General features: G+C 63.3%; 21 protein-coding genes, 1 tRNA gene and 1 pseudogene. 16 read left to right on the plus strand and 7 right to left on the minus strand.

Features of this window, described 5'->3' with window-relative positions; genetic code table 11:
- Position 1 precedes the first annotated feature (1 nt).
- The 3 genes from AC3A6F_RS10695 to AC3A6F_RS10705 all read left to right on the plus strand — a co-directional run bounded on the left by AC3A6F_RS10695 (position 2) and on the right by AC3A6F_RS10705 (position 2,746).
- Positions 2 to 1,117, plus strand: coding sequence for a YsnF/AvaK domain-containing protein (locus AC3A6F_RS10695; protein WP_487680494.1), 1,116 nt, complete (start codon positions 2 to 4; stop codon positions 1,115 to 1,117).
- Positions 1,118 to 1,180: 63 nt separating this feature from the next.
- Complete coding sequence (locus AC3A6F_RS10700; protein ID WP_487680496.1) at positions 1,181 to 2,362, plus strand: tetratricopeptide repeat protein; 1,182 nt, start codon at positions 1,181 to 1,183, stop codon at positions 2,360 to 2,362.
- A gap of 54 nt (positions 2,363 to 2,416) precedes the next feature.
- On the plus strand, positions 2,417 to 2,746 hold the full coding sequence (locus AC3A6F_RS10705; RefSeq protein ID WP_487680498.1) for a hypothetical protein: 330 nt from the start codon (positions 2,417 to 2,419) through the stop codon (positions 2,744 to 2,746).
- A 9-nt stretch (positions 2,747 to 2,755) separates the two neighbouring features.
- Here the strand turns inward: AC3A6F_RS10705 and arfB are convergent, their stop codons facing one another.
- Positions 2,756 to 3,151, minus strand: coding sequence for an alternative ribosome rescue aminoacyl-tRNA hydrolase ArfB (gene arfB / locus AC3A6F_RS10710; protein WP_487680500.1), 396 nt, complete (start codon positions 3,149 to 3,151; stop codon positions 2,756 to 2,758).
- Between the two features lie 86 nt (positions 3,152 to 3,237).
- Here arfB and AC3A6F_RS10715 point away from each other — a divergent pair, with 86 nt between their 5' ends.
- The 6 genes and pseudogenes from AC3A6F_RS10715 to AC3A6F_RS10740 all read left to right on the plus strand — a co-directional run bounded on the left by AC3A6F_RS10715 (position 3,238) and on the right by AC3A6F_RS10740 (position 7,716).
- The gene (locus AC3A6F_RS10715) at positions 3,238 to 4,455 is read left to right on the plus strand and encodes a YeeE/YedE family protein (protein WP_487680502.1); all 1,218 of its coding nucleotides are present in this window, start codon (positions 3,238 to 3,240) and stop codon (positions 4,453 to 4,455) included.
- Between the two features lie 749 nt (positions 4,456 to 5,204).
- A complete protein-coding gene (locus tag AC3A6F_RS10720) occupies positions 5,205 to 6,080 on the plus strand; it encodes a flagellin N-terminal helical domain-containing protein (protein WP_487680504.1) in 876 nt (291 codons plus the stop codon).
- 323 nt (positions 6,081 to 6,403) lie between these two features.
- Positions 6,404 to 6,574 (plus strand): annotated as a pseudogene (locus tag AC3A6F_RS10725) (IS5/IS1182 family transposase); the annotation flags it as partial.
- A 47-nt stretch (positions 6,575 to 6,621) separates the two neighbouring features.
- Positions 6,622 to 6,933 (plus strand): PAS domain S-box protein, encoded by a 312-nt coding sequence (locus AC3A6F_RS10730; protein ID WP_487680506.1) that lies wholly within the window; start codon positions 6,622 to 6,624, stop codon positions 6,931 to 6,933.
- Between the two features lie 2 nt (positions 6,934 to 6,935).
- Positions 6,936 to 7,226: a sensor histidine kinase gene (locus AC3A6F_RS10735; protein ID WP_487680508.1), complete on the plus strand. Its 291-nt coding sequence runs from the start codon at positions 6,936 to 6,938 to the stop codon at positions 7,224 to 7,226.
- Positions 7,227 to 7,359: 133 nt separating this feature from the next.
- Complete coding sequence (locus tag AC3A6F_RS10740) at positions 7,360 to 7,716, plus strand: response regulator (RefSeq protein ID WP_487680510.1); 357 nt, start codon at positions 7,360 to 7,362, stop codon at positions 7,714 to 7,716.
- Between the two features lie 279 nt (positions 7,717 to 7,995).
- On the opposite strand, the gene AC3A6F_RS10745 is transcribed toward AC3A6F_RS10740, so the two are convergent.
- The 6 genes from AC3A6F_RS10745 to hpnC form a co-directional block, all read right to left on the minus strand.
- Positions 7,996 to 8,790 carry a head GIN domain-containing protein gene (locus AC3A6F_RS10745; RefSeq protein ID WP_487680512.1) on the minus strand — a complete coding sequence of 265 codons (795 nt, stop codon included), beginning with the start codon at positions 8,788 to 8,790 and terminating at the stop codon, positions 7,996 to 7,998.
- Positions 8,791 to 8,809: 19 nt separating this feature from the next.
- Positions 8,810 to 9,607, minus strand: coding sequence for a DUF1700 domain-containing protein (locus AC3A6F_RS10750; protein WP_487680514.1), 798 nt, complete (start codon positions 9,605 to 9,607; stop codon positions 8,810 to 8,812).
- A gap of 18 nt (positions 9,608 to 9,625) precedes the next feature.
- Positions 9,626 to 9,775: a hypothetical protein gene (locus AC3A6F_RS10755; protein WP_183407322.1), complete on the minus strand. Its 150-nt coding sequence runs from the start codon at positions 9,773 to 9,775 to the stop codon at positions 9,626 to 9,628.
- A 31-nt stretch (positions 9,776 to 9,806) separates the two neighbouring features.
- Positions 9,807 to 11,222, minus strand: a complete 1,416-nt coding sequence (hpnE, locus tag AC3A6F_RS10760) for a hydroxysqualene dehydroxylase HpnE (RefSeq protein ID WP_487680516.1) — start codon at positions 11,220 to 11,222, stop codon at positions 9,807 to 9,809.
- Positions 11,209 to 12,042 (minus strand): presqualene diphosphate synthase HpnD, encoded by an 834-nt coding sequence (gene hpnD / locus AC3A6F_RS10765; RefSeq protein WP_320474342.1) that lies wholly within the window; start codon positions 12,040 to 12,042, stop codon positions 11,209 to 11,211. Before hpnD ends, hpnE begins: the two co-directional genes overlap by 14 nt.
- A gap of 98 nt (positions 12,043 to 12,140) precedes the next feature.
- Complete coding sequence (gene hpnC, locus AC3A6F_RS10770) at positions 12,141 to 12,950, minus strand: squalene synthase HpnC (protein ID WP_487680518.1); 810 nt, start codon at positions 12,948 to 12,950, stop codon at positions 12,141 to 12,143.
- A gap of 141 nt (positions 12,951 to 13,091) precedes the next feature.
- Between hpnC and AC3A6F_RS10775 the strand changes: the two genes are divergently transcribed.
- The 7 genes from AC3A6F_RS10775 to lon all read left to right on the plus strand — a co-directional run bounded on the left by AC3A6F_RS10775 (position 13,092) and on the right by lon (position 23,935).
- Positions 13,092 to 14,231, plus strand: coding sequence for an efflux RND transporter periplasmic adaptor subunit (locus tag AC3A6F_RS10775; RefSeq protein ID WP_487680520.1), 1,140 nt, complete (start codon positions 13,092 to 13,094; stop codon positions 14,229 to 14,231).
- Entirely contained in the window at positions 14,228 to 17,338 is a 3,111-nt protein-coding gene (locus AC3A6F_RS10780) for an efflux RND transporter permease subunit (RefSeq protein WP_487680523.1), read from the plus strand. Before AC3A6F_RS10775 ends, AC3A6F_RS10780 begins: the two co-directional genes overlap by 4 nt.
- 298 nt (positions 17,339 to 17,636) lie before the next feature.
- Positions 17,637 to 17,723: transfer RNA gene (locus AC3A6F_RS10785), tRNA-Leu, on the plus strand.
- 31 nt (positions 17,724 to 17,754) lie between these two features.
- Positions 17,755 to 19,095, plus strand: coding sequence for a trigger factor (gene tig / locus AC3A6F_RS10790; RefSeq protein WP_487680525.1), 1,341 nt, complete (start codon positions 17,755 to 17,757; stop codon positions 19,093 to 19,095).
- A gap of 69 nt (positions 19,096 to 19,164) precedes the next feature.
- Positions 19,165 to 19,782, plus strand: coding sequence for an ATP-dependent Clp endopeptidase proteolytic subunit ClpP (clpP, locus tag AC3A6F_RS10795; protein WP_123072090.1), 618 nt, complete (start codon positions 19,165 to 19,167; stop codon positions 19,780 to 19,782).
- Between the two features lie 196 nt (positions 19,783 to 19,978).
- Positions 19,979 to 21,247 carry an ATP-dependent Clp protease ATP-binding subunit ClpX gene (gene clpX, locus AC3A6F_RS10800; protein ID WP_123072091.1) on the plus strand — a complete coding sequence of 423 codons (1,269 nt, stop codon included), beginning with the start codon at positions 19,979 to 19,981 and terminating at the stop codon, positions 21,245 to 21,247.
- 273 nt (positions 21,248 to 21,520) lie between these two features.
- A complete protein-coding gene (gene lon, locus AC3A6F_RS10805; RefSeq protein ID WP_487680527.1) occupies positions 21,521 to 23,935 on the plus strand; it encodes an endopeptidase La in 2,415 nt (804 codons plus the stop codon).
- The last annotated feature ends 137 nt before the right edge of the window (positions 23,936 to 24,072 follow it).

Here is a 24,072-nt window from a genome sequence, read left to right on the forward strand (position 1 = left end):
CATGCACCATACGCTAGTCGCGGTTTTCGACAACCGCACCGACGCGCAAAGCGCGTACGACCAGCTGCTGTCTACCGGTTTCAGCCGCGAGAGCGTGCGGCTGTCCGAGGCCAATGCCACTGCCGGCAGCGCCACTACTGCCGAAGGCAAGGGTAAAGGCATCAAGCACTTCTTCCAGGACCTGTTCGGCGACGAGCACAAGCACCACGCGAGCCGCTACGAAGGCGCGCTCGCGCGTGGCCAGCACGTGGTGACGCTGAGCGCCGATTCGCTGCCTGAGGTCGAGCGCGCCGCCGACGTCGTCGAAGCCTTCGGGCCGGTCGACATCGACGAGCATTCGGATGGCGTCGCCACGCCGGGCGCGCTGCTGACGGGCGGCGCCGGTTCGAGGCAGGGCACGATGCAGGGAGGGACTTTGTCGGCCCAGTCGGCGTCCGGCCCGCGCCAGGGCGCCACCGCGGGCGCGGCAATGCAGCGCGACACCTCGGCCAGCGCGACCATCCCGGTGGTCGAAGAGCAGCTGCGGGTCGGCAAGCGCGAAGTCCAGCGCGGCGGCATGCGAATCTTCTCGCGCATCGTCGAGACCCCGGTGCACGAAACCATCGGCCTGCGCGAAGAACACGTCGACGTCCAGCGGCGCAAGGTGGACCAGCCGATCAGTCCGAGCGACACCGCGGCGTTTCGGGAACAGACCATCGAGATGCGGGAGAGCGCCGAGGAAGCCGTGGTCGAGAAATCCGCCCGCATCACCGAGGAAGTCTCGATCGGCAAGCAGGTCAGCGACCGCCAGCAGCAGATCGACGATACGGTGCGCCACACCGAGGTGGACGTGGAGCGGCTTGGCGCGGCCATGAGTGACGACGACATCTATTATCGCGAGCACTTCAAGCTGACCTACGGCGCGAGCGGCGGCGCATATGACGATTATGCGCCGGCCTATCTCTACGGTTCGCAGATCGCGGGCAGCGGCAGGTATGTGGGCCGCCAGTGGGAAGAGATCGAGCCTGAACTGCGTACCGACTGGGATTCGCGCCATGGCGGCGTCTCGACCTGGGAGAAAATGAAGTCGGCCGTGCGTCATGGGTGGGATCGCATGACGGGCAAGTACGACGCGTGACATTCGGTGAGCAACGGGGGCCAGGCGGCGCGGTAGTATGGGCTTTTGTCGCCGGGCCCTCCCATGACATCGATTCGCGTTCTGACAGTCACCGCGCTACTGGCCTTCTTCCACACGGCGGCATCGGCCGCCATGCAGTGCGGCGAACCATGCCACACGCTGGTGCGCGACGCCCACGTGCTCGAGGGGCAAGGCAAATATCAGGAGGCGCTGGACAAGTACCGGGCGGCCGAAAAGGCCGATCCGCAATCCTCGCTGCCGGTGTCGCTGCAGGCCGGCCTGATCTTCAAACTGTCCAGCGTGGCCCCGAAAGACAAGGCGGCGCAGGCGCGCCAGACGGCGCGCGCGCTGGCCGAGCGCGCGACCGCGCTTGCCGCCGACGATCCGATCGCGCACGAGGTCTTGCGTATGCTGGACGACGACGGTGCCTCGCCCCTGCACACGCCGAATCCCCGCGCCGCGAAGCTTCTGGCCGAAGGCTCGGCGTTGTTCGCGCAGCGCAAGCCGAAGGAAGCCCTGCTCAAGTACGAAGCTGCGATGGAGGCCGACCCGAAGGCGTCGAGCGCCTGGGTGGGCGCCGCGGACTGTTACTTCGTTCAGGGCGACTGGCCGCGCGCCGAGGCGCTGTTCCGGCGCGCCACCGAGATTGAACCGCATAATGCGCAGGCGTGGCGCTTCCTGTCCGATGCCTTGCTGGCGCAAGGCCAGCGCGCGCCGGCCGAAGCAGCCCTGTATGCGTCGATCACGGCCGATCCATCGCAGCGCCCGAGCTGGGGCAAGCTGGCCAGATTGCGCGCCGCGGCCGGCCTGCCATTGAAGCCGCTGGCGTTCCGGCGCGGCGTGCGCGTAGTGCAGGGGGCGGACGGCAAGTACACGCTCCATGTCGACGAGTCGGCCGCCGGTCAGGCCGATACCCCGAATTATGCGATCCGGCTCCTGCTCGGTATCAGCGAGTCCAACCAGCGCCAGTCCGAGAACGCCGGCAGCAAGTCGCCGTACGAGATCGAACTGGGCGCGTGGCGCACCGCCCTGAAGGTGATGGACGAGACCAAGGCGCTTGATGGCCTGGGTGTGACCGACCCCGCCTTGCTGCAGATGCAGGCGCTGGCAAAGGATGGGAAGCTGGAGCCGGCGATCCTGCTGCTCATGTTCCGTCAGTCCTATCGGCCGGCGCTGCACGCCTGGCTGGCCGCCAATCCGGGCGGCGTCAAAGGCTTCATCGACCGCTACGGCTTGCAGCCTTGATTCATTGGCCGGAAGCGAACGGCTGCGCACGGCCCCTTTGGGTATAGTGCAGCCATGCCTTCACCCGACAAATATCCCACTACGCCAGACGGTCGGTATTTCGTCGTCTCGGGCCGCCTGTGGCGAACCAGCAATCCCGACCTGGCACCGGACGCGCGCCAGCAGCTGGTCGACCAGCTCATGAAGGCGCGTCGGGAAGTCAGCGCCGCGCTGAAGGCACGCGACGGCAACGCCGAGCGGACCGCGCGCCAGGCGGTCGACGCGGCCAAGCGCGCGTTGGGAGAGCGTGGGCCGGTGTGGTGGACCGACGGCGCCCCGGATCTCAACCGGCGGATGGTGGCGAACACGCCTTACGCGGCCTGGTTCGCGGCGCTGCAGGCGTAAAGGCCAAGATTAGTCGCTGACTTTGCCGCGCAAGGCCTTGGTCTGGCTGCTGCGGGCCTTGGAGTCCAGGCGCCGCAGCTGCGAGCCGCGCGTCGGCCGGGTGGGGCGCCGCATCACCGGCACGATCGAGGCCTTGTCGACCAGTTCCTGCAGCCGGCGCAGGGCGTCTTCCTTATTCTGCTCCAGGCTGCGCGACTGCTGCGCCTTGAGTACCAGCACGCCTTCCTGCGTGATGCGGGCATCGCTGGAAGCCAGCAGGCGCTCCTTTACGTGCTGCGGCAGCGACGAGGCGCCGATGTCGAAACGTGCGTGCACGGCGCACGAGACCTTGTTGACATTCTGGCCACCCGGACCCTGGGCCCGGATTGCGCTGAATTCGACTTCTAAAGGATTGATGACGGCCATTCCGCCATTGTAAACCGGGCGCCGCCCTGCACGGAACGTGAAGATGTTAGACAATAGTGGGTTCCGCCTCATCTTCTTCGATACTCATGACCATTTCTGCATCCTTGTCCGGCGCACGACGCGCCGACATCAACCTGCGGCCCTTCGGCGTCGCATTTGTATTGATCGTGCTCGGCGCCTGGTACCTGACGCAGGTCGTCGGCCCGCGCCAGGCTGCGCTCTACGTGGTCGGCGCGCTGCTCGGCGTGGCCCTGTACCACGCCGCGTTCGGCTTCACCTCGGCCTGGCGCGTGTTCATCGCCGACGGCCGTGGCGCAGGCCTGCGCGCGCAAATGCTGATGCTGGCGGTTGGCGTTGTGCTGTTCTTCCCGGCGCTGACCGGCGGCACGCTGTTCGGCAACCCGGTCACCGGGCTGGTGCAGCCGGCCGGCACGTCCGTCATCGTCGGCGCCTTCATCTTCGGCATCGGCATGCAGCTGGGCGGCGGTTGCGCCTCGGGCACGCTGTACACGGTCGGCGGCGGCAGCACGCGCATGATCGTCACGCTGATCTTCTTCATCGTCGGCTCGCTGATCGGCACCGCCCATATGCCGTTCTGGACTTCGATGCCTCAGCTGCCGCCGCTGTCGGCGGTGAGGGAACTGGGTCTGGCCCCGGCGCTGGCGCTCAACCTGTTCGTATTTGCCTTGATCGCGGCCGTCACCGTCGTCGTCGAGAAGCGCCGCCACGGTCGGCTGGTCACGGGGCAATCGCAGTCGTCCGGCGGCGCGCGCTGGCTGTATGGCCCGTGGCCGCTGGTGGCCGGCGCGCTGGCGCTGGTCGTGCTCAACTTCGCCACCTTGGCCCTGTCGGGCCGCCCGTGGGGCGTGACCTCGGCCTTCGCGCTGTGGGGCGCCAAGGCGGCATCGGTGGCCGGCATCGACGTCGCCAGCTGGACCTACTGGTCGAGCGGCGCCAATGCCGCCGCGCTGGCCGCACCGATCTCGAAGGACGTGACCTCGGTGATGGACATCGGCATCGTGCTCGGCGCGATGCTGGCGGCGGCGCTGGCCGGCCGCTATGCGCCGGTGTGGAAGCTGCCAGTGCGTTCGCTGATCGCGGCAGTGGTTGGCGGACTGCTGCTCGGCTACGGCGCGCGCCTGGCGTATGGCTGCAATATCGGCGCCTATTTCAGCGGCATCATCTCGGGCAGCCTGCACGGTTGGCTGTGGCTGGTGGTGGCGTTTGCCGGTAATGTGGTCGGTACGCGATTGCGGCCCTTGTTCGGGCTGGAGGTGGAACGGGTGAAGCTGGCCGGCTGCTGAAAGGACTGACCGCGGGGTGTTTCTAGACAATCGTGGCGGTGGCCGAGTCCGGCCACGCTTTCCTGCCGAGTATCCGACAAACTACCTTTCTTACTTGGACGACAGGTCCGACGCTGCGCCATTTCGGCCTTGTGCTACCGGCGACGGACGGAAGCTCTCGTGAAAAGATGATAAACCACGCATATTCGATGCCGCGTGTTTGTTAATACTGCCTTTGTTCTCGTCTGCTTACTTGAAGTGGTGGTGTCGGGTGCCAGGTACCACTTCCAATGCCGCCTGAGGTAGCGCCGGCGCATATCGATTTACTCCGATCGTCCGCTACCGGCCCAGGCTGTGTAAGAACGCGAATTTGACACCGACCTTGCGACACTCGACCTTTCAGAACGCTCGCTACGGCGTTTTCGCGAGGTTAAAGTGGTAAAGAGGCCCCTGAAAACACGCTCACCGGGCGTTTTTACATAGCCTGGGTCGAAAGCGGACGTTATCGGTGCTGGCTGAGCCGGTGCGGCGCTGAGGCACAATCGAATCGCAGGGGGCACCGATAGTTGGTCAGGCAGCAACAAGTGACTACACTGAGCTGGACTGATATACAGACATTCCCTACTAATACAAAGCTTACGAAAGTCGTTATAACGGCGTCAAAGTAACGGAATTTTCTTTTCGGCAAACCTTCTTTCCCACTATACTAGTGAGGGTGTTACGTACTGGAACACTAACCGAATTCCCTGATCCAAGAACTAATACTAATCGTGTTGAGCCTTCACACCAACGCAGCGTCGCTGTCCGCACAGAGCGCCATCAGCCGAAATCAGAAGTCCTTGTCGACCTCGATGACCCGCTTGTCGACCGGTTACCGGATCAATTCGGCAATGGACGACGCCGCTGGCCTGCAGATCGCGACCCGACTGGAGGCACAGACCAGCGGCATGGTTGTTGCAATGCGCAATACCCAGAACGCGGTCTCCATGCTGCAAACGGCGGAAGGCGCGCTGGAAGAAGCCAGCGGCATGCTGATCCGGATGAAGGACCTGGCCACGCAGGCGGCGGATGCCTCGTCGACCTTGGCGGACAAGACTGCCATGCAGTCGGAATTCGACCAGCTGGCCGAGGAGCTTTATAACGTCCTGTACAACACGACCTATGGCGGCTCGACCCTGCTGGTGCAGGGCGCCTTGCAGCAATCCGCACTGACCTTCCAGACCGGCGCTTCGAACAACGAGACCACGACGCTCGACATGTCGGGGGTTTCCGGTCCGATCGGTCAAATGGTTGTCTTCATCGTTTTCGCGGTCAGGTACGGAGGCGGAACCTGGGGCGTCAACATGCCCAGCAACACCCTGCTGGCCGGGGCCAACCCCACCATTGGCCGGCTGGACAATGCAATTGATTCGGTCGGCGCTGTACGTTCGCAACTGGGGGCGACGTCGAACCGCCTTCAGCACGCGTACCGCAACCTGGCCAACATGAGCAGCAACACCAAGGTCGCGGCCGGCCGCATCACCGACGTTGACTATGCAGCCGAATCATCGAATATGACGTCCAGCCAGATGCTGATGCAAGCCAGCACCGCGATGCTCAAGCAGACCAACAGCATGTCCTCGATGGTGCTGTCGCTACTGCAGTAATCTGCCCAGATTGAGCCAAGAACACTCGACAGATCCCGATACAGGCTGTGCGCTAATCGCAACAATAGCTGCGTAACTGAGCTACCCACCTGTACTCGAGCCCTTCGTAGCGATAGCACATGAACAGCATGGGCATGAGGCGTTGGGGATTACTGCAGAGAGCTGCATCGGCGATATCGTTGACGCCTGCCGGCATTTGATCGCTGGGCAGGGCTAAGAGCGCGAACGTCCGCTTCGGGTCCAGGCTGTGTAAAAACGTAGGCCGATGTAAACGAAACCGATTCGGTAAACGTTGAGGAAGTATCTCATCACTGGGGTGCCGAATGAAGCGCTTTATCGAAGGCGAAACTCGCGGACAAGGGACGCTGCTTCCTGAGCCCCTGGACGACTATGTGGCAGAGGACAATCCGGTTCGTGTGGTCGATGTATTTTTCGAAGAACTTGTTCTTGCTAGCCTCGGATTCGGAGGCGTACAGTCGTCCAAGACATTTCGCTCGACGGGGAGGGGGCGGTCGAGTACGTCAACCGCCAGGCCCAAGGTTTGACAGGATGGTCGCAGGAGGGTGCCAAGGGGCTTCGCATCGAACAGGTTTTCGATACTGTGCGACTGGATGGAACCGGTGCGGGGTACGAAGGGCCAGCTCAAACCGAAATCAGCGGTACGCCTTCGCGTACGATGCAAGTTCTTCGCGCGCGTGATGGCATCGAGCATGTGATTGAAATGCGCCAGTCGGAAATTCCCGGTGAGGTCGGAAAGACAGGCGGTACTGTCATTGTATTTCACGACGTGAGCGAAAGGCAGCGCATGGAAGGGGCACTGCGCGATGTTGATCGCCGCAAGGACGAGTTTTAGCAATGCTAGCGCACGAGCTGCGCAACCCGTTAGCGCCGGTGAGTGCCGCTGTCGAGTTGTTGGCCCTAGGCAAACTTGAGGCTGGCCCTGCAAAGAAAGCGAGCCAATTCATCATTCGTCAGGTCAAACACATGACTGCGCTTGTGGATGATCTGCTGGACGTGTCCCGTGTATCACGCGGGCAGATTACATTGAATATGGTCCCGCTCGACATGAAACTAGTGCTCGATGCATCGATCGAACAAGCGCGTCCACTCATCGAGAGCCGCCGACACAGTTACGTGCCACAGTGAAGGCCTTGGCCGGGGCAGTCGGTTCACAGCGTGTATACCGTCCCTGGCATCAAACGAAGCTCTTCCGGATTGGCGTAGCCTTTATCGTCTTGTTGAACTGCCTGTCGCCGATCCTGCCCTGTCGAACCTGGTCGTGGACGACAATATTGATGCAGCCGAAATGCTGCAGTTTTTCCTGTCGACTATGGGACACCATGTGTCGCTTGCGCACACGGCGAGCGATACGCTAGAAATGCTCAAATCATGGGCGCCAGACGTGTGCATTCTTGATGTCGGCCTGCCTGAAAGCAGCGGATATGACCTTGCTACCAACATTCGGAAGATGTCCTCTCTGCAGCCTGTGTTGATAGCCCTGACGGGCTTCGGAACGCTGCGTGATCGGGAACAGGCCACGGAGGTGGGATTTAATCACTACTTTGTCAAGCCTGCAGATCTCGATGCGCTTTCTCAGGTGTTAGCGGCAGTAACTCCACCTGATGCCCGTCATTAAACCATCCGGCCTCACGCCGTTCAGCTCAGCCGTTGGGAGTCGGCTTCGAGTTGGAACCGGTCCGTTGTGACAGTCTGCGATTTTGCGGCCTCGATGACCTGCTATGCTGGTCTGAAGGGCCGTTATCGGCTAAAACCAGACATTAATCCGTCCCCTAAGCCCTCCACAGTCTTCCATAAAGGCAGATGGCAATTATTTAGTTTTCGGATACCCAAGCTCATCGAGGTGACAAATAGACGCATCCATTTATCGCGAGTCCTCGGTCGCAGCCCCGGCCTTCTAATCGTGGTAACTAACGCTGCCGCTGCCGGCGCGGCTGATGCTGCGCTCGGCCGGATTGCCATACACCTCGACATCCCCGCTGCCACTGAGCGACACCTTCACCTTGCTGCGCGCCTGCACCGCGCTGTCGCCCGAGCCGCTCTGGCTCACCGTGACTTCCTCGGCCCGCAGGTGCTCGGCGTCGAGGTGGCCCGAGCCGGTAGTGGTGGCATCGAGCTCGCGCGCGGTCCCCACCACCGTAATGCGGCCCGATCCCATCAGGCGCGTCTCGACCCGGTCCATGGCGGCGCCGCCGTTCACGTCCAGGTCGCCGCTGCCGGTCAGGCTCGCCTTGGCAGTGCGGAAGCGTCCGTTGAAGCGCACGCTGCCCGAGCCGTTGAGCTGGACGGCAATCTCGTCGCCCGAGAAGCCGTTGATGCTGCTGTCGCCGCTGCCGTCGATCCGTACCGAGCTCAGGGCCGGCAAGGTCAGGTCGACCACCAGCGGTTCGCGGTGGCGCAGCACCATGCCGCGGATGCCGATGCGCAGCACATTGCCGTCGCCCTGGACTTCGACATTGCCCAGCATGCGCTGCTCGCCGCTGAGCTGGAGCGACGGCGTGGCGCCATAGCGCAGGTTCAGGTCGATCGGGCCGTCGAGTTCGACGATGTCGACGCCGGCGGGCACGCTGCGCCGGTCCTGCGCCACTTCGCGGCGCTCTGCGGCGGTGCTCACGCCCGTGGCGCGCAGCATGCTGTAGCTCAGCGCCACCAGCACGGCGGCCAGCAGCAGCAGGGCGAATCCGATTCTCATCAAGGCGCGCATGGTGTCCTTATCCCTTCAGCAGCGACAGGTTCATGTTCACGTAGCGGCGAATGCCCATCAGCGTGTATTTGGTGAGCACGATCGACAGCAGGAATAGCGCAATGCCGCCCAGGATCAACGCGCAGCCAAAGGCCACCTGCGTGGTGCGCGAGCCGGGATCCAACTCGGTGGTGATCTGGATCTTGCGTTCCGCCACCGCCTCGGCCCCGCGCATGAAGCGCGAGTTGCGGTCGTCGCGCTGGGTGCGGGCCTCGGGGTCGCCGTCGTCGGCGCCAGGCGCCGGCTCGTCGAACACGTGGATGCCGTTGGCGCCGATCGTGACCCGGGTCTGCGATTCAACCGCTTCGCCGTCGTCGCTGATCACCATGCGGGTCAGCGGGGCGCTCAGGATCAACTCGTTCGAGCCGGCCAGCCCACTGGCGGTCACGGCGATGCCTGAGACGTAGACGCCGAAGGCGGACAGGTATAGCGACATCAGCAGCGAGGCGAACACCGCGGCCGGGATCAGCATGAACAGATTGAAAATCAACAGGCCAATGCCCGAGACGACCGTGCGCGCGATATTGCCCGACGGTTTCTTGTCCTTGTTGGCGTCCTTGAGGTCGGCCAGGTGCGCGCTGGTGCGCAGGGTCACCGCGACCTGGCGTGGATCGCCCAGTTCGGCGGCCACCTCGTGTTCCGGCCGGCCGGCGGTGCTGCCGTCGACGAAGCGCTGCTCGTACCAGGCCAGGGTCCTGGCCTGGGTCTCCGGCGGCAGGCCCATGAGGGCCCGCTTGAGCGCGTCGAGGTATTCCAGCTTCCCCATGTGCTTGTGGCTTTCCGTCTAGTGGTGGCCGAGGGCCGGGATGGAGCCGATCGCCATGACGGTCGCATGTGCCGAGCCGCCGATCAGCTCAGGCTTGACCAGCACCAGGGTGCTCAGCGCCACGATGGCAAGAATGGCAACGGCGTGCAGGCCGAGACGCGGTTTCATAGTCAGTTCCATAAGACGGGTTTCGATGCTGCTACCTTACGGAATCGCCGAAAGCGGCGCCATCGGCGTGCGACAGGCTGCGCTTTTCGCGGGGCAGGGCGCCGTAGGCGCGGATGGCCGTCGCCGCCGCCTGGCCGCTGCGCACCGCCGTTTCCAGGGTAGCCGGGTAGTCGCTGGCCGTGTAGTCGCCGGCCAGCACCAGGCCGGGCAGGATGGTGGCGTTGCCTGGGCGCACTAATCCGGGTGTGCAGCTGAAGGTCGCGCGTTTTTCGGTGATCAGCTGGGTCCAGGCCGGCGTGGCCAGTTCCGGGCGTCCGAAGTCCAGGGCCAGCTGGGACGCGATGGCGGCTGCCAGCTCTTCACGCGGCAGGCTCGCCGCCTCGGCGGCGGCGCTCACCACCACCGCCAGCAGGCCGTCCTGGGCCGAGTCCAGCTGGGCGCGGTCGAACACGAACTGGCCCCAGCGGTTTGCCGCAGGGTCGTCGAGCAGGGCGTAGAACGGCAGCGCCAGGCGCGTGCCGGGCGCGTATTGCAGGTAGCAGGTGGCGATCGGCTCGTGGCTAAAGGCCTCCAGCTGGCCGGCCACCTCCGCAGCTTCCGGTAACCCCGCCAGCAGCGCGGCGCTCACCGGCGCCGGCGTGGCCAGCACCACCGCGTCGAAGCGCTCGGCCGGGGCATCGCCGCCGGATTCCACCAGCCAGCCGTCGTTATCACGCCGGATGCCCGCGACCTTGACGCCCAGGCGTACAGAATGACCTTGACCCTGGCGCTCGAGCCAGGCGCCGGCCGGTTCCGGGAACAGCGCCCCCATCGGCAGGCGCGGCAGCAACATGTCGGAAGCGGCGCGCCGGCGGGCGCCGAGGCTGTCGCGCAGCACGGCCAGGAATACGTTGGCCGAGGCCCGTTCCGGCGGCGTGTTCAGGGCCGCGACGCACAGCGGGCGCCACATCAGCCGTGCCAGGCGCTCGGTCTGGTCGAAGCGTTCCAGCAGCTCGAGCACCGTGCAGTCGTTGTCCAGCTGCCACCCCATCCAGCGCCCGGCGCTGTTGAAGCGCGCCAGCGCCAGCTTGTCGTCGCGGTCCAGGCCCTTTGCGCGCAGCAGGGCGAACGCCAGGTGCAGCGGCGCAGGCAGGCGTGGCGCGGCGAAATCCATGCCGTCGCCGCCCTCGGGATAGCGCATCTGCACCGGCAGGCGCAGGAAAGCGGTTTTTTCGTCGACGCCCACCCGTTTCATGAGGCGCAGCGATTCGCGGTAGGCGCCCAGCAGGATGTGCTGGCCGTTGTCCAGGGCCATGCCGCGCACCTCGACGCCGCGCGCGCGGCCGCCCAGGCTACGGGCGGCCTCGTACAGGGTTACCTGGCAGCCCTGGCGCGCCAGCTCCACCGCCGCCGCGCAGCCGGCCCAGCCGCCGCCGGCAACGGCGACGTGCAGCTTAGGTGCGGACATAGGTCTTCCACGCCAGCCACAATTTGCGCAGCGGCGTGAGCGAGATGCGCTGGTTGAGCACGTGGAAGCCGTCGCGCTGGATCTCGTCCAGCAGCGTGCGGTAGATGGCGGCCATCATCAGGCCGGGGCGCTGGGCGCGCCGGTCCTCTTTCGGCAGCAGGGCCAGGGCCTCGTCATAGATGGCTTGCGCGCGCTCGGCCTGGAAGCGCATCAGCGCCTCGAACTTGTCGCTGTGCTGCAGCTTGAGCAGGTCGTTGGCGGTGACGCCGAACTGCTGCAGCTCGTTGACCGGCAGGTAGATGCGGCCCTTGCGCGCATCGTCGCCGACGTCGCGGATGATGTTCGTCAGCTGGAAGGCCAGGCCGAGCTTTTCGGCATAGGCCAGGGTCTGCGGGTTGGTGTAGCCGAAGATGCTGGCCGACAGGATGCCCACCACGCCCGCCACGTGCCAGCAATAGCGCTGCAGGCCGGGGTAGTCGAGGTAGCGGCTCTGGTCGAGGTCCATCTCCATGCCGTCGACGATTGCCAGCAGGTGTTTCTCTTCCAGTTTATAGGTGGCGATGTGCGGCTGCAGGGCCAGCATCACGGGGTGGGTCGGGGTGCCCGAGTACATCTTCGAGACCTCGGTGCGCCACCAGGCCAGCTTGATGCGCGCCACCGAACCGTCGGTGGCCTCGTCGACGGTGTCGTCGACCTCGCGGCAGAAGGCGTACAGCGCCGTGATCGCACGCCGGCGCTCGGGCGGGAGGAACAGGAAGCTGTAGTAGAAACTGGAGCCGCTTTGGACGGTCTTTTGCTGGCAGTATTCGTCTGGAGACATGAAATCGTCGTGAAATGCTGGTCGGGGCGCGACGGAGCCGCGCTGTCAATCCGCTATCTTAGCCGATGAGCGTGAAAACATGGTCAATCGGAGGGGTATTACATGCGCAAGGCGCCCCAGCCGACCATGAACCAGTCCGGCGCCGACAGCACCGGGCGGCGGCGGAACACGTCGTAGCCGGCGTGTTCGATGCGGTCGAGGATGCGCAGGCCGCCCTGGACGATCATGCGCAGCTCCCAGCCGATGCGGCCCGGCAGACGCTTGGCCAGCGGGGCGCCCGACAGCATCAGCGCGCGGGTGCGCTCGACCTCGAAGCGCATCAGGGCCTGGAACGGCGCGTCGACCGTGCCGGCGCGCAGCGCCGCCTCGCTCACCTTGAAACGGGCCAGGTCTTCCAGAGGGATATAGATGCGCCCCTTCTCCAGGTCGATCGCCACGTCCTGCAAGAAGTTCGTCAGTTGCAGCGCGCTGCAGATGGCATCGGACTCGCGCACATTATCGGCGTCGTCGGCGCCGTACAACGCCAGCATCAGGCGTCCGACCGGATCGGCCGAGCGGCGGCAGTAGTCGAGCAGGCTGGCATAGTCGGCATAGCGCTGGGTGACGACGTCCTGCTTGAAGGCCGACAGCAGGTCGCGCATCGGGTCCAGCCGCAGGCGATACTGGGCGACGACGCCGGCCAGGCGGGCGAACATCGGATCCGACGACGTTGCGCCGACATCGATCTGGTCCAATTCGCGTTCGTAGGCTTCAAGAGCGGCCAGCCGCTCATCGGGCGTGGCGTTGCCTTCGTCGGCCAGGTCGTCGGCGCTGCGCGCGAAGGCATAGATCGCCTCGACCGCAGGCACCAGGCGGCGCGGCAGCAGGATCGAGGCGACAGGGAAGTTTTCGTAGTGGTCTACGGCCATTTTGGACGGATGACTCTAAAGTCATCTGATTATCTATTTGCATGATTATAATTGCTGGAATACAAACTGGCGCTAATGTGACACTCACACGCAGCCAGCTCCGGCCTGAGACGCCGCAAGATCAGCCAAAGGATCGCCACTGTGTTTTCCCGATTTTCTTCTTCCGCCCTGCGCGCGGCCCTGCTGGCGCCGCTTGCCGCCGCCGCCCTGGTTGCCTGTTCCAAGCCCGCCCCGCCTGCCGAGGACGTGCGTCCGGTGCGCGTGATCACCCTCGCCACCGACACGGCGGGTGAACGCCTGGAATTCTCGGGCGACGTGCGCCCGCGCTATGAATCGCAGCTCGGTTTCCGGGTCGGCGGCAAGATCGTCGAGCGCAAGGTGGACGTTGGCGCCACGGTCACGCGCGGCGATGTGCTGATGCGGCTCGACCCGCAAGACCTGCGCCTGGCCGAAAGCCAGGCCCGCGCCACCTTGCGCGCCGCCGAGACCGAGCGCGACCTGGCCCGCGCCGACCACAAGCGCCACGTCGACCTGCGCGCCCAGAACTTTGTCAGCCAGGCGGTGCTCGACACCAAGCAAAGCGCCCTGAGGGCGGCCCAGGCCAATGTCGACGCCGCCCGCGCCGGTCTGAGCGGCCAGTCCAACCAGTCCAACTATACGAGCCTGGCGGCCGACGCCGACGGCGTGGTGACCGCCATCGAGGCCGAGGTGGGGCAGGTGGTGCAGCCGGGCAGTCCGGTGGTGCGCGTGGCGAGAACCGTCGAGAAGGAGGTCGTGATCGGCATCCCCGAAGACAAGGTCGGGCAGTTGCGCGCGGCCGGTGACGTCACCGTGCGCCTGTGGGCCAACGAGGCCATGGCGATTCCCGGCAAGATCCGCGAAATCTCGCCGGTGGCCGATCCGGCCACCCGCACGTACACAGTGAAAGTGGCGCTGCCCGAGAATGCCGAGGTTCGCCTGGGCATGACCGCGACCGTCGAACTGGCACCCGGCGGCAATGGCGCGGCCGGCTTGCGCCTGCCCCTGACCGCCCTGGTGCAGCACAAGGGCGCCAGCTCGGTCTGGGTCGTCGAGAATGGCGCCGTCAAGCTGGTGCCGGTGCAGGTGGTCGGCCAGGTGCGCAATGACGTCCTGGTTAAGGGCCAGGTCGCCGCGGGCCAGAACGTCGTCACCGCCGGCGTCAACCTGCTGAAGAATGGCCAGAAGGTGCGCATCCTCACCGCCGACGTCTCGCGCCGCGCCGACACCGAAGCGCTCGTGTCGGGCAAGGACAAGAAATGAAGGACTTCAACCTGTCGCGCTGGGCGCTGGAGCACATCCCGCTCACGCGTTTCCTGATCGCCGCCTGCATGCTGTTCGGGATACTCAGTTACTTCGAGCTGGGCCAGGACGAGGATCCACCCTTCACCTTCCGCGCCATGGTGGTGCGCGCCGTGTGGCCCGGCGCCACCGCGCTGCAGATGGCCGAGCAGGTGACCGATCCGCTGGAGCGCAAACTCCAGGAGACGCCCTATATCCACACGATCCGCAGCTTTTCCAAGCCGGGCGAGACCACCATCATCCTCGAACTGCGCGAATCGACGCCGCCGTCCGAGACGCCAGGGGCCTGGTACCAGGTGCGCAAGAAGATCGGCGACATCGCGGGCACCCTGCCGCAGGGTGTGATCGGGCCGTTCTTCAACGATGAATTCGGCGACACCTACGGTTCCATCTTCGCGCTGTCGGGTGACGGCTTCACCTATGCCGAGATGCGCGACTATGCCGACTTCGTGCGCCAGCAACTGCTGCGCGTGCCGCTGGTGGCCAAGGTCGAGCAGTTCGGGGTGCAGAGCGAGAAAGTCTATATCGAGTTCTCGAGCAAGAAGTTCGCCCAGCTGGGCGTGCCGTTCGAGCAGATCGTCAACCAGATCGCGACCCAGAACCAGGTGGAAGCGAGCGGGGTGCTGGTCACTGCCACTGACAATCTGCAGGTGCGGGTCACGGGCGCGCTGCGCACCTTGGGCCAGATCGAAGACCTCCAATTACGCGCCGGCGGCACGACCTTCCGGCTCGGTGATTTCGCCACCGTCAAGCGGGGCTACCAGGATCCGCCGGCCGAGAAGATGCGCTTCAATGGCAAGGAAGTCATCGGCCTGGGCGTGTCGATGCAAAAAGGCGGCAACATCATCACCATGGGCGAAGGCTTGAGCGAGACAGTGGGCCGCATCCGCTCCCAGCTCCCGGTCGGCATCGAACTCGAGCGGGTGGCCGACCAGCCGCAGGCGGTGACGGCCTCGGTGGGCGAATTCGTCAAGGTGCTGATCGAGGCGGTGGTAATCGTGCTGATCGTGTCCTTCCTGGCGCTGGGCCTGCATACCAAACCGACATGGCGGGTGGATGTGTATCCGGGCCTGGTGGTAGCGCTGTCGATCCCGCTGGTGCTGGCGATTACCTTCCTGTTCATGCGCATGCTGGACATCTCGCTGCACAAGATTTCGCTCGGCGCCCTGATCATCGCCCTGGGCCTGTTGGTGGACGACGCCATCATCGCAGTGGAGATGATGGTGCGTAAGATGGAAGAGGGCCTGTCGCGCTTCGAGGCGGCCACCTTCGCCTATACCTCGACCGCGATGCCGATGCTGACCGGGACCCTGATCACGGCGGCGGGCTTCCTGCCGATCGGCCTGGCCGAATCGGCGGCCGGCGAATACACGTTTACGATGTTCTCGGTGAACGGGCTGGCGCTGCTGATCTCGTGGGTGGTGGCCGTCACGTTTACCCCTTACATTGGCTTCCTGCTGCTGAAGGTAAAACCGCATGCGGCCGGGGAGGGCGGTCATCACGACGTCTTCGATTCGCCCGGCTACCAGCGCTTCCGCCGGCTGGTCAATCGCTGCGTCGAGTGGCGCAAGACCACGATCGCGCTGAGCCTGGGCGTGTTCGCGCTGGGCGTGTTCGGCTTCAATTTCATCGAGAAGCAGTTCTTCCCCGATTCGAGCCGCCCCGAGCTGATGGTCGAGATGTGGTCGCCCGAAGGCACCAGCTTCGCCGCCAACGAAGCCGTCGTGAAGCGCTTCGAGGCCTTCCTGGCCAAGCAGGAGGGTGTGCAGAGCGTGACCAGCTATGTCGGCACCGGCAGCCCGCGCTTCTACCTGCCGCTGGACCAGATCTTCCCGCAGTCGAACGTGTCCCAGTTGGTGGTGCTCCCGGTCGATACAAAGGCGCGTGAGCGCCTGCGCATGAAGATCATCGAGGTGTTCAAGACCGACTTCCCCGAGGTGCGTGGCCGCGTGAAACTGTTGCCGAACGGGCCGCCGGTGCCGTATCCGGTGCAGTTCCAGGTGCTGGGCCCGGACATCGGTGTGGTGCGCACCATCGCCGACCAGGTCAAGGAAGTGATGGGCGCCAACCCGAACACGCTGGGCGTGAACGACAACTGGAACGAGTCGGTCAAGGTGCTGCGCCTGGACCTGGATCAGGACAAGCTGCGCGCGCTGGGCGTGACCTCGCAAGCCGTGCGGCGGGTCGTTCAGACCACCCTGACCGGCACCCCGATCGGCCAGTTCCGCGAATCGAACCGCCTGATCGACATGGTGGTGCGCCAGCCGCTGGAGGAGCGTTCGACCATCACGCGCTTGCAGGAAGCGCTGGTGCCGACCGCGGGCGGACGCGCCGTCACCATCGGGCAGGTCGCGCGGGTGCAGTTCGTGTGGGAGCCGGGCGTGGTCTGGCGCGAGGGCCGCGAGTGGGCGATCATGGTGCAGTCCGACGTGATCGAGGGCATCCAGGGGCCGACCGTGACCGACCAGGTCGATGCCAGACTGGCCGACATCCGCGCCAAGCTGCCCGCCGGCTACCGCGTGACGGTGGAGGGCGCCGCAGCCGACAGCTCAGAGGCCGAGGCCTCGATCATGGCCAATGTGCCGCTGGTGCTGTTCATCACCTTTACATTGCTGATGCTGCAGCTGCACAGCTTCTCGCGCTCGCTGCTGGTGTTCCTCACCGGTCCGCTGGGTGTGGCGGGAGCGGCGATGGCGCTGTTGATTCTCGATCGGCCGTTCGGCTTCGTTGCCAACCTGGGCGTGATCGCGCTGTTCGGGATGATCATCCGGAACTCGGTGATCCTGGTCGACCAGATCGAGCATGACATCGCCAATGGCAGCCATCCGTGGGACGCGATCGTGGAATCCGCGGTGCGGCGTTGCCGGCCGATCCTGTTGACGGCAGCCGCGGCGGCGCTGGCCATGATTCCGCTCTCCCGGTCCACGTTCTGGGGGCCGATGGCGGTGGCGATCATGGGTGGGCTGATCGTGGCGACGGCATTGACCTTGTTGTTCTTGCCGGCGTTGTATGCGCTGTGGTTCAAGGTCAAGAAGCCGGATCAGAGTGACGTATCCATGAACCGCTGACCGTCGCTCGTCGTTCCCGCGAAGGCGGGAACCCAAGTTTTATGCAAAGTGGTAACGCACGCATTGGCGATAATGCTAGCGAACTTGGGTTCCCGCCTGCGCGGGAACGACGTATTAAAGCTAACTCAAGAAGTCCCTGCCTTGCGCCATACCCCGCACCACTAAAAATGATGCCCAATAGTGTCAGAAATTCCAGTAAAATAATCGTTTGAAGTTGTAGCCCCTAAACATTGGAGTGCAGGGCGGCCGGTTTCACTGTCGGTCGTCCTTTGTTTTTGTGGCAATTATGCAATCCTGAGCGAGGATGGCGAAATTGGTAGACGCACCAGGTTTAGGTCCTGACGCCAGCAATGGTGTGGGGGTTCGAGTCCCCCTCCTCGCACCACGAATAATTATTTTTTTGGACGATTTTTACAATGGCAACTGCAGTCGAAACCCTGGGTAAACTCGAGCGTCGCTTGACGATCTCTTTTCCGGTCGCTGACGTCCGTACCGAAGTCGAAAAGCGCCTGAAACAGCAGGCCAAGACGGCGCGTGCGCCGGGCTTCCGTCCAGGCAAAGTGCCCCTGAAGATGGTCGCTGCCCAGTACGGCTACCAGATCGAAACCGACGTCCTGAACGACAAAGTCGGCCGCGCTTTCAACGAAGCCGCCGTCGAGAACGAACTGCGCGTTGCCGGTTTCCCGAAAATCGAGCCTAAGCAAGACGCCGAAGAAGGCACCCTGTCCTTCGATGCGACCTTCGAAGTGTACCCGGAAGTCGTGATCGGCGACCTGGCTGCCGTCGAAGTCGAAACCGTCGCCACCGAAGTGAGCGACGTCGAGATCGACAAGACCATCGACATCCTGCGCAAGCAGCGCGTGCACTACCACGCCAAGGGTGAAGCAGGCGAGCACGGCACCGGCGGCGAAGCCGTGGCTGCCAACGGCGACCGCGTGACCGTCGACTTCGTCGGCACCCTGGACGGCGTCGAATTCGCTGGCGGCAAGGCGGAAGACTACGCCTTCGTGCTGGGCGAAGGCCGCATGCTGCCGGAATTCGAAGCCGCGACCATCGGCCTGAAAGTCGGCGAAGCCAAGACCTTCCCACTGGCTTTCCCAGAGGATTACCATGGCAAGGACGTGGCCGGTAAAACCGCCGAGTTCACCATCACCCTGAAGGCCCTGGAATGGGCGCACCTGCCGGAAGTCGACGCCGAATTCGCCCAATCGCTGGGCATCGAAGACGGCTCGATCGAGAAGATGCGCGAAGACATCAAGGTCAACCTGGAACGCGAAGTGCGCGCCCGTGTCAAAGCACGTAACAAGGAAGCCGTGATGGACGCCCTGGTCAAGTCGACCGAACTGGACGTGCCCCAAGTCATGATTGAGCAGGATTCGGAACGCCTGGCCGAAATGACCCGCCAGGACATGTCGCAGCGCGGCATGGACGTCTCCAAGCTGCCATTCCCGGCCGAGATGTTCAAAGACAAGGCAGAACGCCGCGTGCGCCTGGGCCTGATCCTGTCGCAACTGGTTGCAGACAACAACCTGCAAGCTACCCAAGACCAGGTGAAAGCCCAGATCGAAGACTTCTCGCAAAGCTACGAAGATCCGAAAGAAGTGCTCAAGTACTACTTCAGCGACCGTCGTCGCCTGGGTGAAGTCGAAGCTCTTGTATTGGAAGAAAACGTCGTCAACTATGTACTCGGCAAGGCGAAAGTGTCGACCACGACCATCGCTTTCGATGAACTGATGGGCAGCGTCCCACAGGCCTAAGGAATCGAAATGCCGGCCTCGAGGGCCGGCATTTTTTTCCATGGCCTCTTTATAAGGAACGAGACAGGTATGATTCGTAATCCGGCATTGGATACACAAGCACTCGGCATGGTGCCGATGGTGATCGAACAGAGTGGCCGCGGCGAGCGCGCCTATGACATCTATTCGCGCCTCTTGAAGGAGCGCGTGATCTTCCTGGTCGGCCCTGTCAACGACCAGATGGCGAACCTGATCGTCGCCCAGATGCTGTTCCTGGAAAGTGAAAATCCCGACAAGGATATTTCGCTTTACATTAACTCCCCGGGCGGTTCCGTCTCGGCGGGCCTGGCGATCTTCGACACGATGAACTTCATCAAGCCGGACGTCTCGACGCTGTGCACGGGTCTGGCTGCCTCGATGGGCGCCTTCCTGCTGGCCGCCGGCGCCAAGGGCAAGCGCTTCTCGCTGCCGAACTCGCGCGTCATGATTCACCAGCCATCGGGCGGATCGCAGGGTATGGCTTCGGATATCGAAATCCAGGCCAAGGAAATCCTGTACCTGCGCGAGCGCCTGGCGCGCATCATGGCCGACAACACCGGCCAGAGCATCGAGCAGATCCACAAGGATACCGACCGCGACCGCTTCATGTCGGCGGACGAGTCCGTCGAATATGGTTTGATCGACAAGGTCCTGACCAGTCGCGGGTAGGTTTCAACCCCGTACCTCGAAAGAGGTGTTGGAAAAAAACGCCCGGACGCGATCACGTTCGGGCGTTTGTTTTTTATTTCGGGTAGCATGTTCGTAGGTGCACAGGTTGCGCTGCCTTCATGGCATGTCACATTGGCACTTGTTGCACACTCGTATAAGCGTTATATTCACAGCAATTCAATAGAGTCCTGCCCCCATGTCAGACAAAAAATCCTCCAGCGGCGAAAAACTTCTGTACTGCTCGTTCTGCGGAAAGAGCCAGCACGAAGTCAAGAAGCTGATCGCGGGACCGTCGGTGTTCATCTGCGATGAATGCATCGACCTGTGCAACGACATCATCCGCGATGAAACGTCGAACGTCGAAACGGTGGCGGGCGCCAAGTCCGACCTGCCGACGCCCCTCGAAATCACCGAACTGCTCGACCAGTACGTGATTGGCCAGCAAACGGCCAAGCGCATCCTGTCGGTCGCGGTGTACAACCATTACAAGCGCCTCAAGCACCTGGGCAAGAAAGACGAAGTCGAACTGGCCAAGAGCAATATTCTGCTCGTGGGCCCTACCGGTTCGGGTAAAACCCTGCTGGCCCAGACCCTTGCGCGCATGCTCAACGTGCCGTTCGTGATCGCCGACGCGACCACCCTGACCGAAGCCGGCTATGTCGGTGAAGATGTCGAGAACATCATCCAGAAGCTGCTGCAGAGCTGCAACTATGAGGTGGAGAAGGCGCAGCGCGGCATCGTCTACATCGACGAGATCGACAAGATTTCGCGCAAGTCCGACAATCCATCGATCACCCGCGACGTGTCGGGCGAAGGCGTGCAGCAGGCGCTGCTGAAACTGATCGAAGGCACGATGGCATCGGTGCCGCCACAAGGTGGCCGCAAGCATCCGAACCAGGACTTCGTGCAGATCGACACGACCAACATCATGTTCATCTGCGGCGGCGCCTTCGATGGCCTGGCCAAGGTGATCCAGAACCGGTCGGTCAAGAGCGGCATCGGCTTCGGCGCCACGGTCAAGAGCCTGGACGACAGCTACAACGCCGAGATCCTGCTCGAAGCCGAGCCAGAGGATCTGATCAAGTTCGGTCTCATCCCCGAGCTGGTCGGCCGCCTGCCGGTGGTGGCGGCCCTCTCCGAGCTGACCGAGGAAGCGCTGATCCAGATCCTGGTCGAGCCGAAGAACGCCCTGATCAAGCAGTATTCGAAGCTGCTCGAGATGGAAGGGGCCGAGCTGGAGATTCGCCCTGCCGCCCTGCATGCGATCGCCAAGAAGGCGCTGGCGCGCAAGACCGGCGCGCGCGGCCTGCGTTCGATTCTCGAACACGCGCTGCTGGACGTGATGTATGAATTGCCAAGCCAGCAAAATGTCGTGAAAGTCGTTATCGATGAAAATACGATCACGAATGGCGCGAAACCTTTGCTGATTTATAGCGAAACCGCGAAGGCGTCTGGAGAGAACTGAAAAAAGCCCGCATGCACGCCACAAAAAGGCTTGCCGTGCGGACTCAACTAGGTACAATCAATCTCAATAAAAGACTCCAGGCTTCAATCGAAAAGCCACTCGCGGCGCGCCGCGCGGTGGCTTTTTCAATTTTGAAACGACTTTTATTGGAACAGTTATATTCTTCGGCAAGTTGAAACTTTTTTACTTGTAGAAAATATTTTCGCTGGGTGGCCCTTGTGTTTTCACTGCCCAGCGCCCAAGTTCAGCTACACGCTTTCTATAAGGTATGCCATGACAACTTCGAAATTAACCGAGCAAACGACGCTGCCACTTCTGCCGTTGCGCGATGTGGTTGTGTTCCCGCATATGGTGATACCTCTGTTCGTCGGCCGTCCAAAATCCATCAAGGCGCTCGAAGCCGCAATGGAGCAGGGCAAGAGCATCATGCTGGCAGCCCAGAAGGCTGCCGCCAAGGACGAGCCTTCCGCCGCAGACATCTATGAGATCGGCTGCGTGGCCAATATTCTGCAAATGCTGAAACTCCCGGACGGCACCGTGAAGGTGCTGGTGGAAGGTTCCCAGCGCGCGCGCATCGATAATATTACCGATGGCGCCACCCATTTCGTGGCCGACCTCACGCCGCTCAATTCGGAAATCGGCGACGATTCCGAAGTCGAAGCCATGCGCCGTGCAATCGTCCAGCAGTTCGACCAGTACGTCAAACTCAATAAAAAGATTCCGCCCGAGATCCTGGCTTCGCTGGCCGGTATCGACGACGCCGGACGCCTGGCCGATACCGTTGCCGCCCACCTGCCGCTCAAGCTCGAGCAAAAGCAGGTGATCCTGGAGATCTTCAACGTCGCCAAGCGCCTCGAGCACCTGCTCGGCCAGCTGGAAGGCGAACTGGACATCCTGCAGGTCGAGAAACGCATCCGTGGCCGCGTCAAGCGCCAGATGGAAAAATCGCAGCGCGAGTACTACCTGAACGAACAGGTCAAGGCAATCCAGAAGGAACTGGGCGAAGGCGAAGAGGGCGCCGACATCGAGGAGCTCGAGAAGAAAGTCATCGCCGCCAAGATGCCGAAAGAAGCCATGGACAAAGCCCAGGCCGAGATTCGCAAGCTCAAGCTGATGTCGCCGATGTCGGCCGAAGCCACCGTGGTGCGCAACTACATTGATACCCTGGTGTCGCTGCCATGGAAGAAAAAGTCGAAAGTGACCATCGACCTGCAGAACGCGGAAGCCGTGCTCGAGCAGGATCACTATGGCCTCGACAAGATCAAGGAACGCATCCTGGAATACCTCGCGGTGCAACAGCGCGTCGACAAGCTCAAGGCCCCGATCCTGTGCTTCGTCGGTCCTCCTGGCGTCGGCAAGACCTCGCTGGGCCAGTCGATCGCCCGCGCCACGAACCGCAAGTTCGTGCGCATGGCGCTGGGCGGCGTGCGCGACGAAGCCGAGATCCGCGGCCACCGCCGCACCTATATCGGCTCGATGCCGGGCAAGGTGCTGCAGTCGCTGGCCAAGGTCGGCGTGCGCAATCCGCTGTTCCTGCTCGACGAGATCGACAAGATGGGCGCGGACTTCCGCGGCGACCCGTCGTCGGCCCTGCTCGAGGTGCTGGACCCGGAACAGAACCACACCTTCTCGGACCACTACCTGGAGGTCGACTTCGACCTGTCGGACGTGATGTTCGTGGCGACCTCGAACTCGTTCAACATCCCGCCGGCGCTGCTGGACCGGATGGAAGTCATCCGCCTGTCGGGTTATACCGAAGACGAGAAGACCAGCATCGCGCAGCGCTACCTGCTGCCGAAGCAGTTGAAGAACAACGGGCTGAAGGAAGAGGAAATCAAGGTCGAAGAGACCGCGATCCGCGACATTATCCGTTACTACACCCGTGAAGCCGGCGTGCGTTCGCTCGAGCGCGAAGTGTCGAAGATCTGCCGCAAGGTGGTCAAGATGCTGCTGCTGAAAAAGGGTTCGACCGCGGCCGAGAAGCGCGTGATCGTCAATGCCAAGAACCTGGATAAATTCCTGGGCGTGCGCCGCTATGACTTCGGCGTGGCCGAGAAGGACAACCAGATCGGCCAGGTGGTCGGCCTGGCCTGGACCGAGGTGGGCGGCGACCTGCTGACCATCGAGGCGGTCAACGTCCCGGGCAAGGGCGGCATCATCCGCACCGGTACGCTGGGCGACGTGATGAAGGAATCGATCGAGGCCGCACGCACCGTGGTGCGCAGCCGCGCGAACCGCTTCGGCATCAAGAACGAAGTGTTCGAGAAGACCGACATCCACATCCACGTGCCGGAAGGCGCGACGCCGAAGGACGGTCCGTCCGCCGGCATCGGCATGACGACCGCGCTGGTCTCGGCCTTCACTGGCATCCCGGTGCGCGCCGACGTGGCGATGACGGGCGAGATCACGCTGCGCGGCGAAGTGCTGCCGATCGGTGGCCTGAAAGAGAAGCTGCTGGCGGCGCATCGCGGTGGCATCAAGACGGTGCTGATCCCCGAGCAGAACGTGAAGGACCTGGCCGAGATCCCGGACAACGTCAAGAACAAGCTCGAGATCGTGCCGGTGCGCTGGATCGAAAAGGTCCTTGAAATCGCGCTGGAACGCCAGCCTGAGCCGCTGTCCGACGTGCCTGCAGTCGCCGTGGCGCCAGCGCCGAGCGAGGGGCAGAGCGAAGTGGTCAAGCACTAAGCACGACGCACTAAGCACTTCAAGCAGTTCATGAAACAGGCGCCCATCCGGCGCCTGTTTTTTTGCCCGCGCCTCCAGCACGTCGTACCCGCGAAGGCGGGCACCCAAGTACGCACGCAAACCATCATCATCAAATG

It is taken from the genome of Massilia sp. Soil_C_3 (assembly GCF_057657035.1).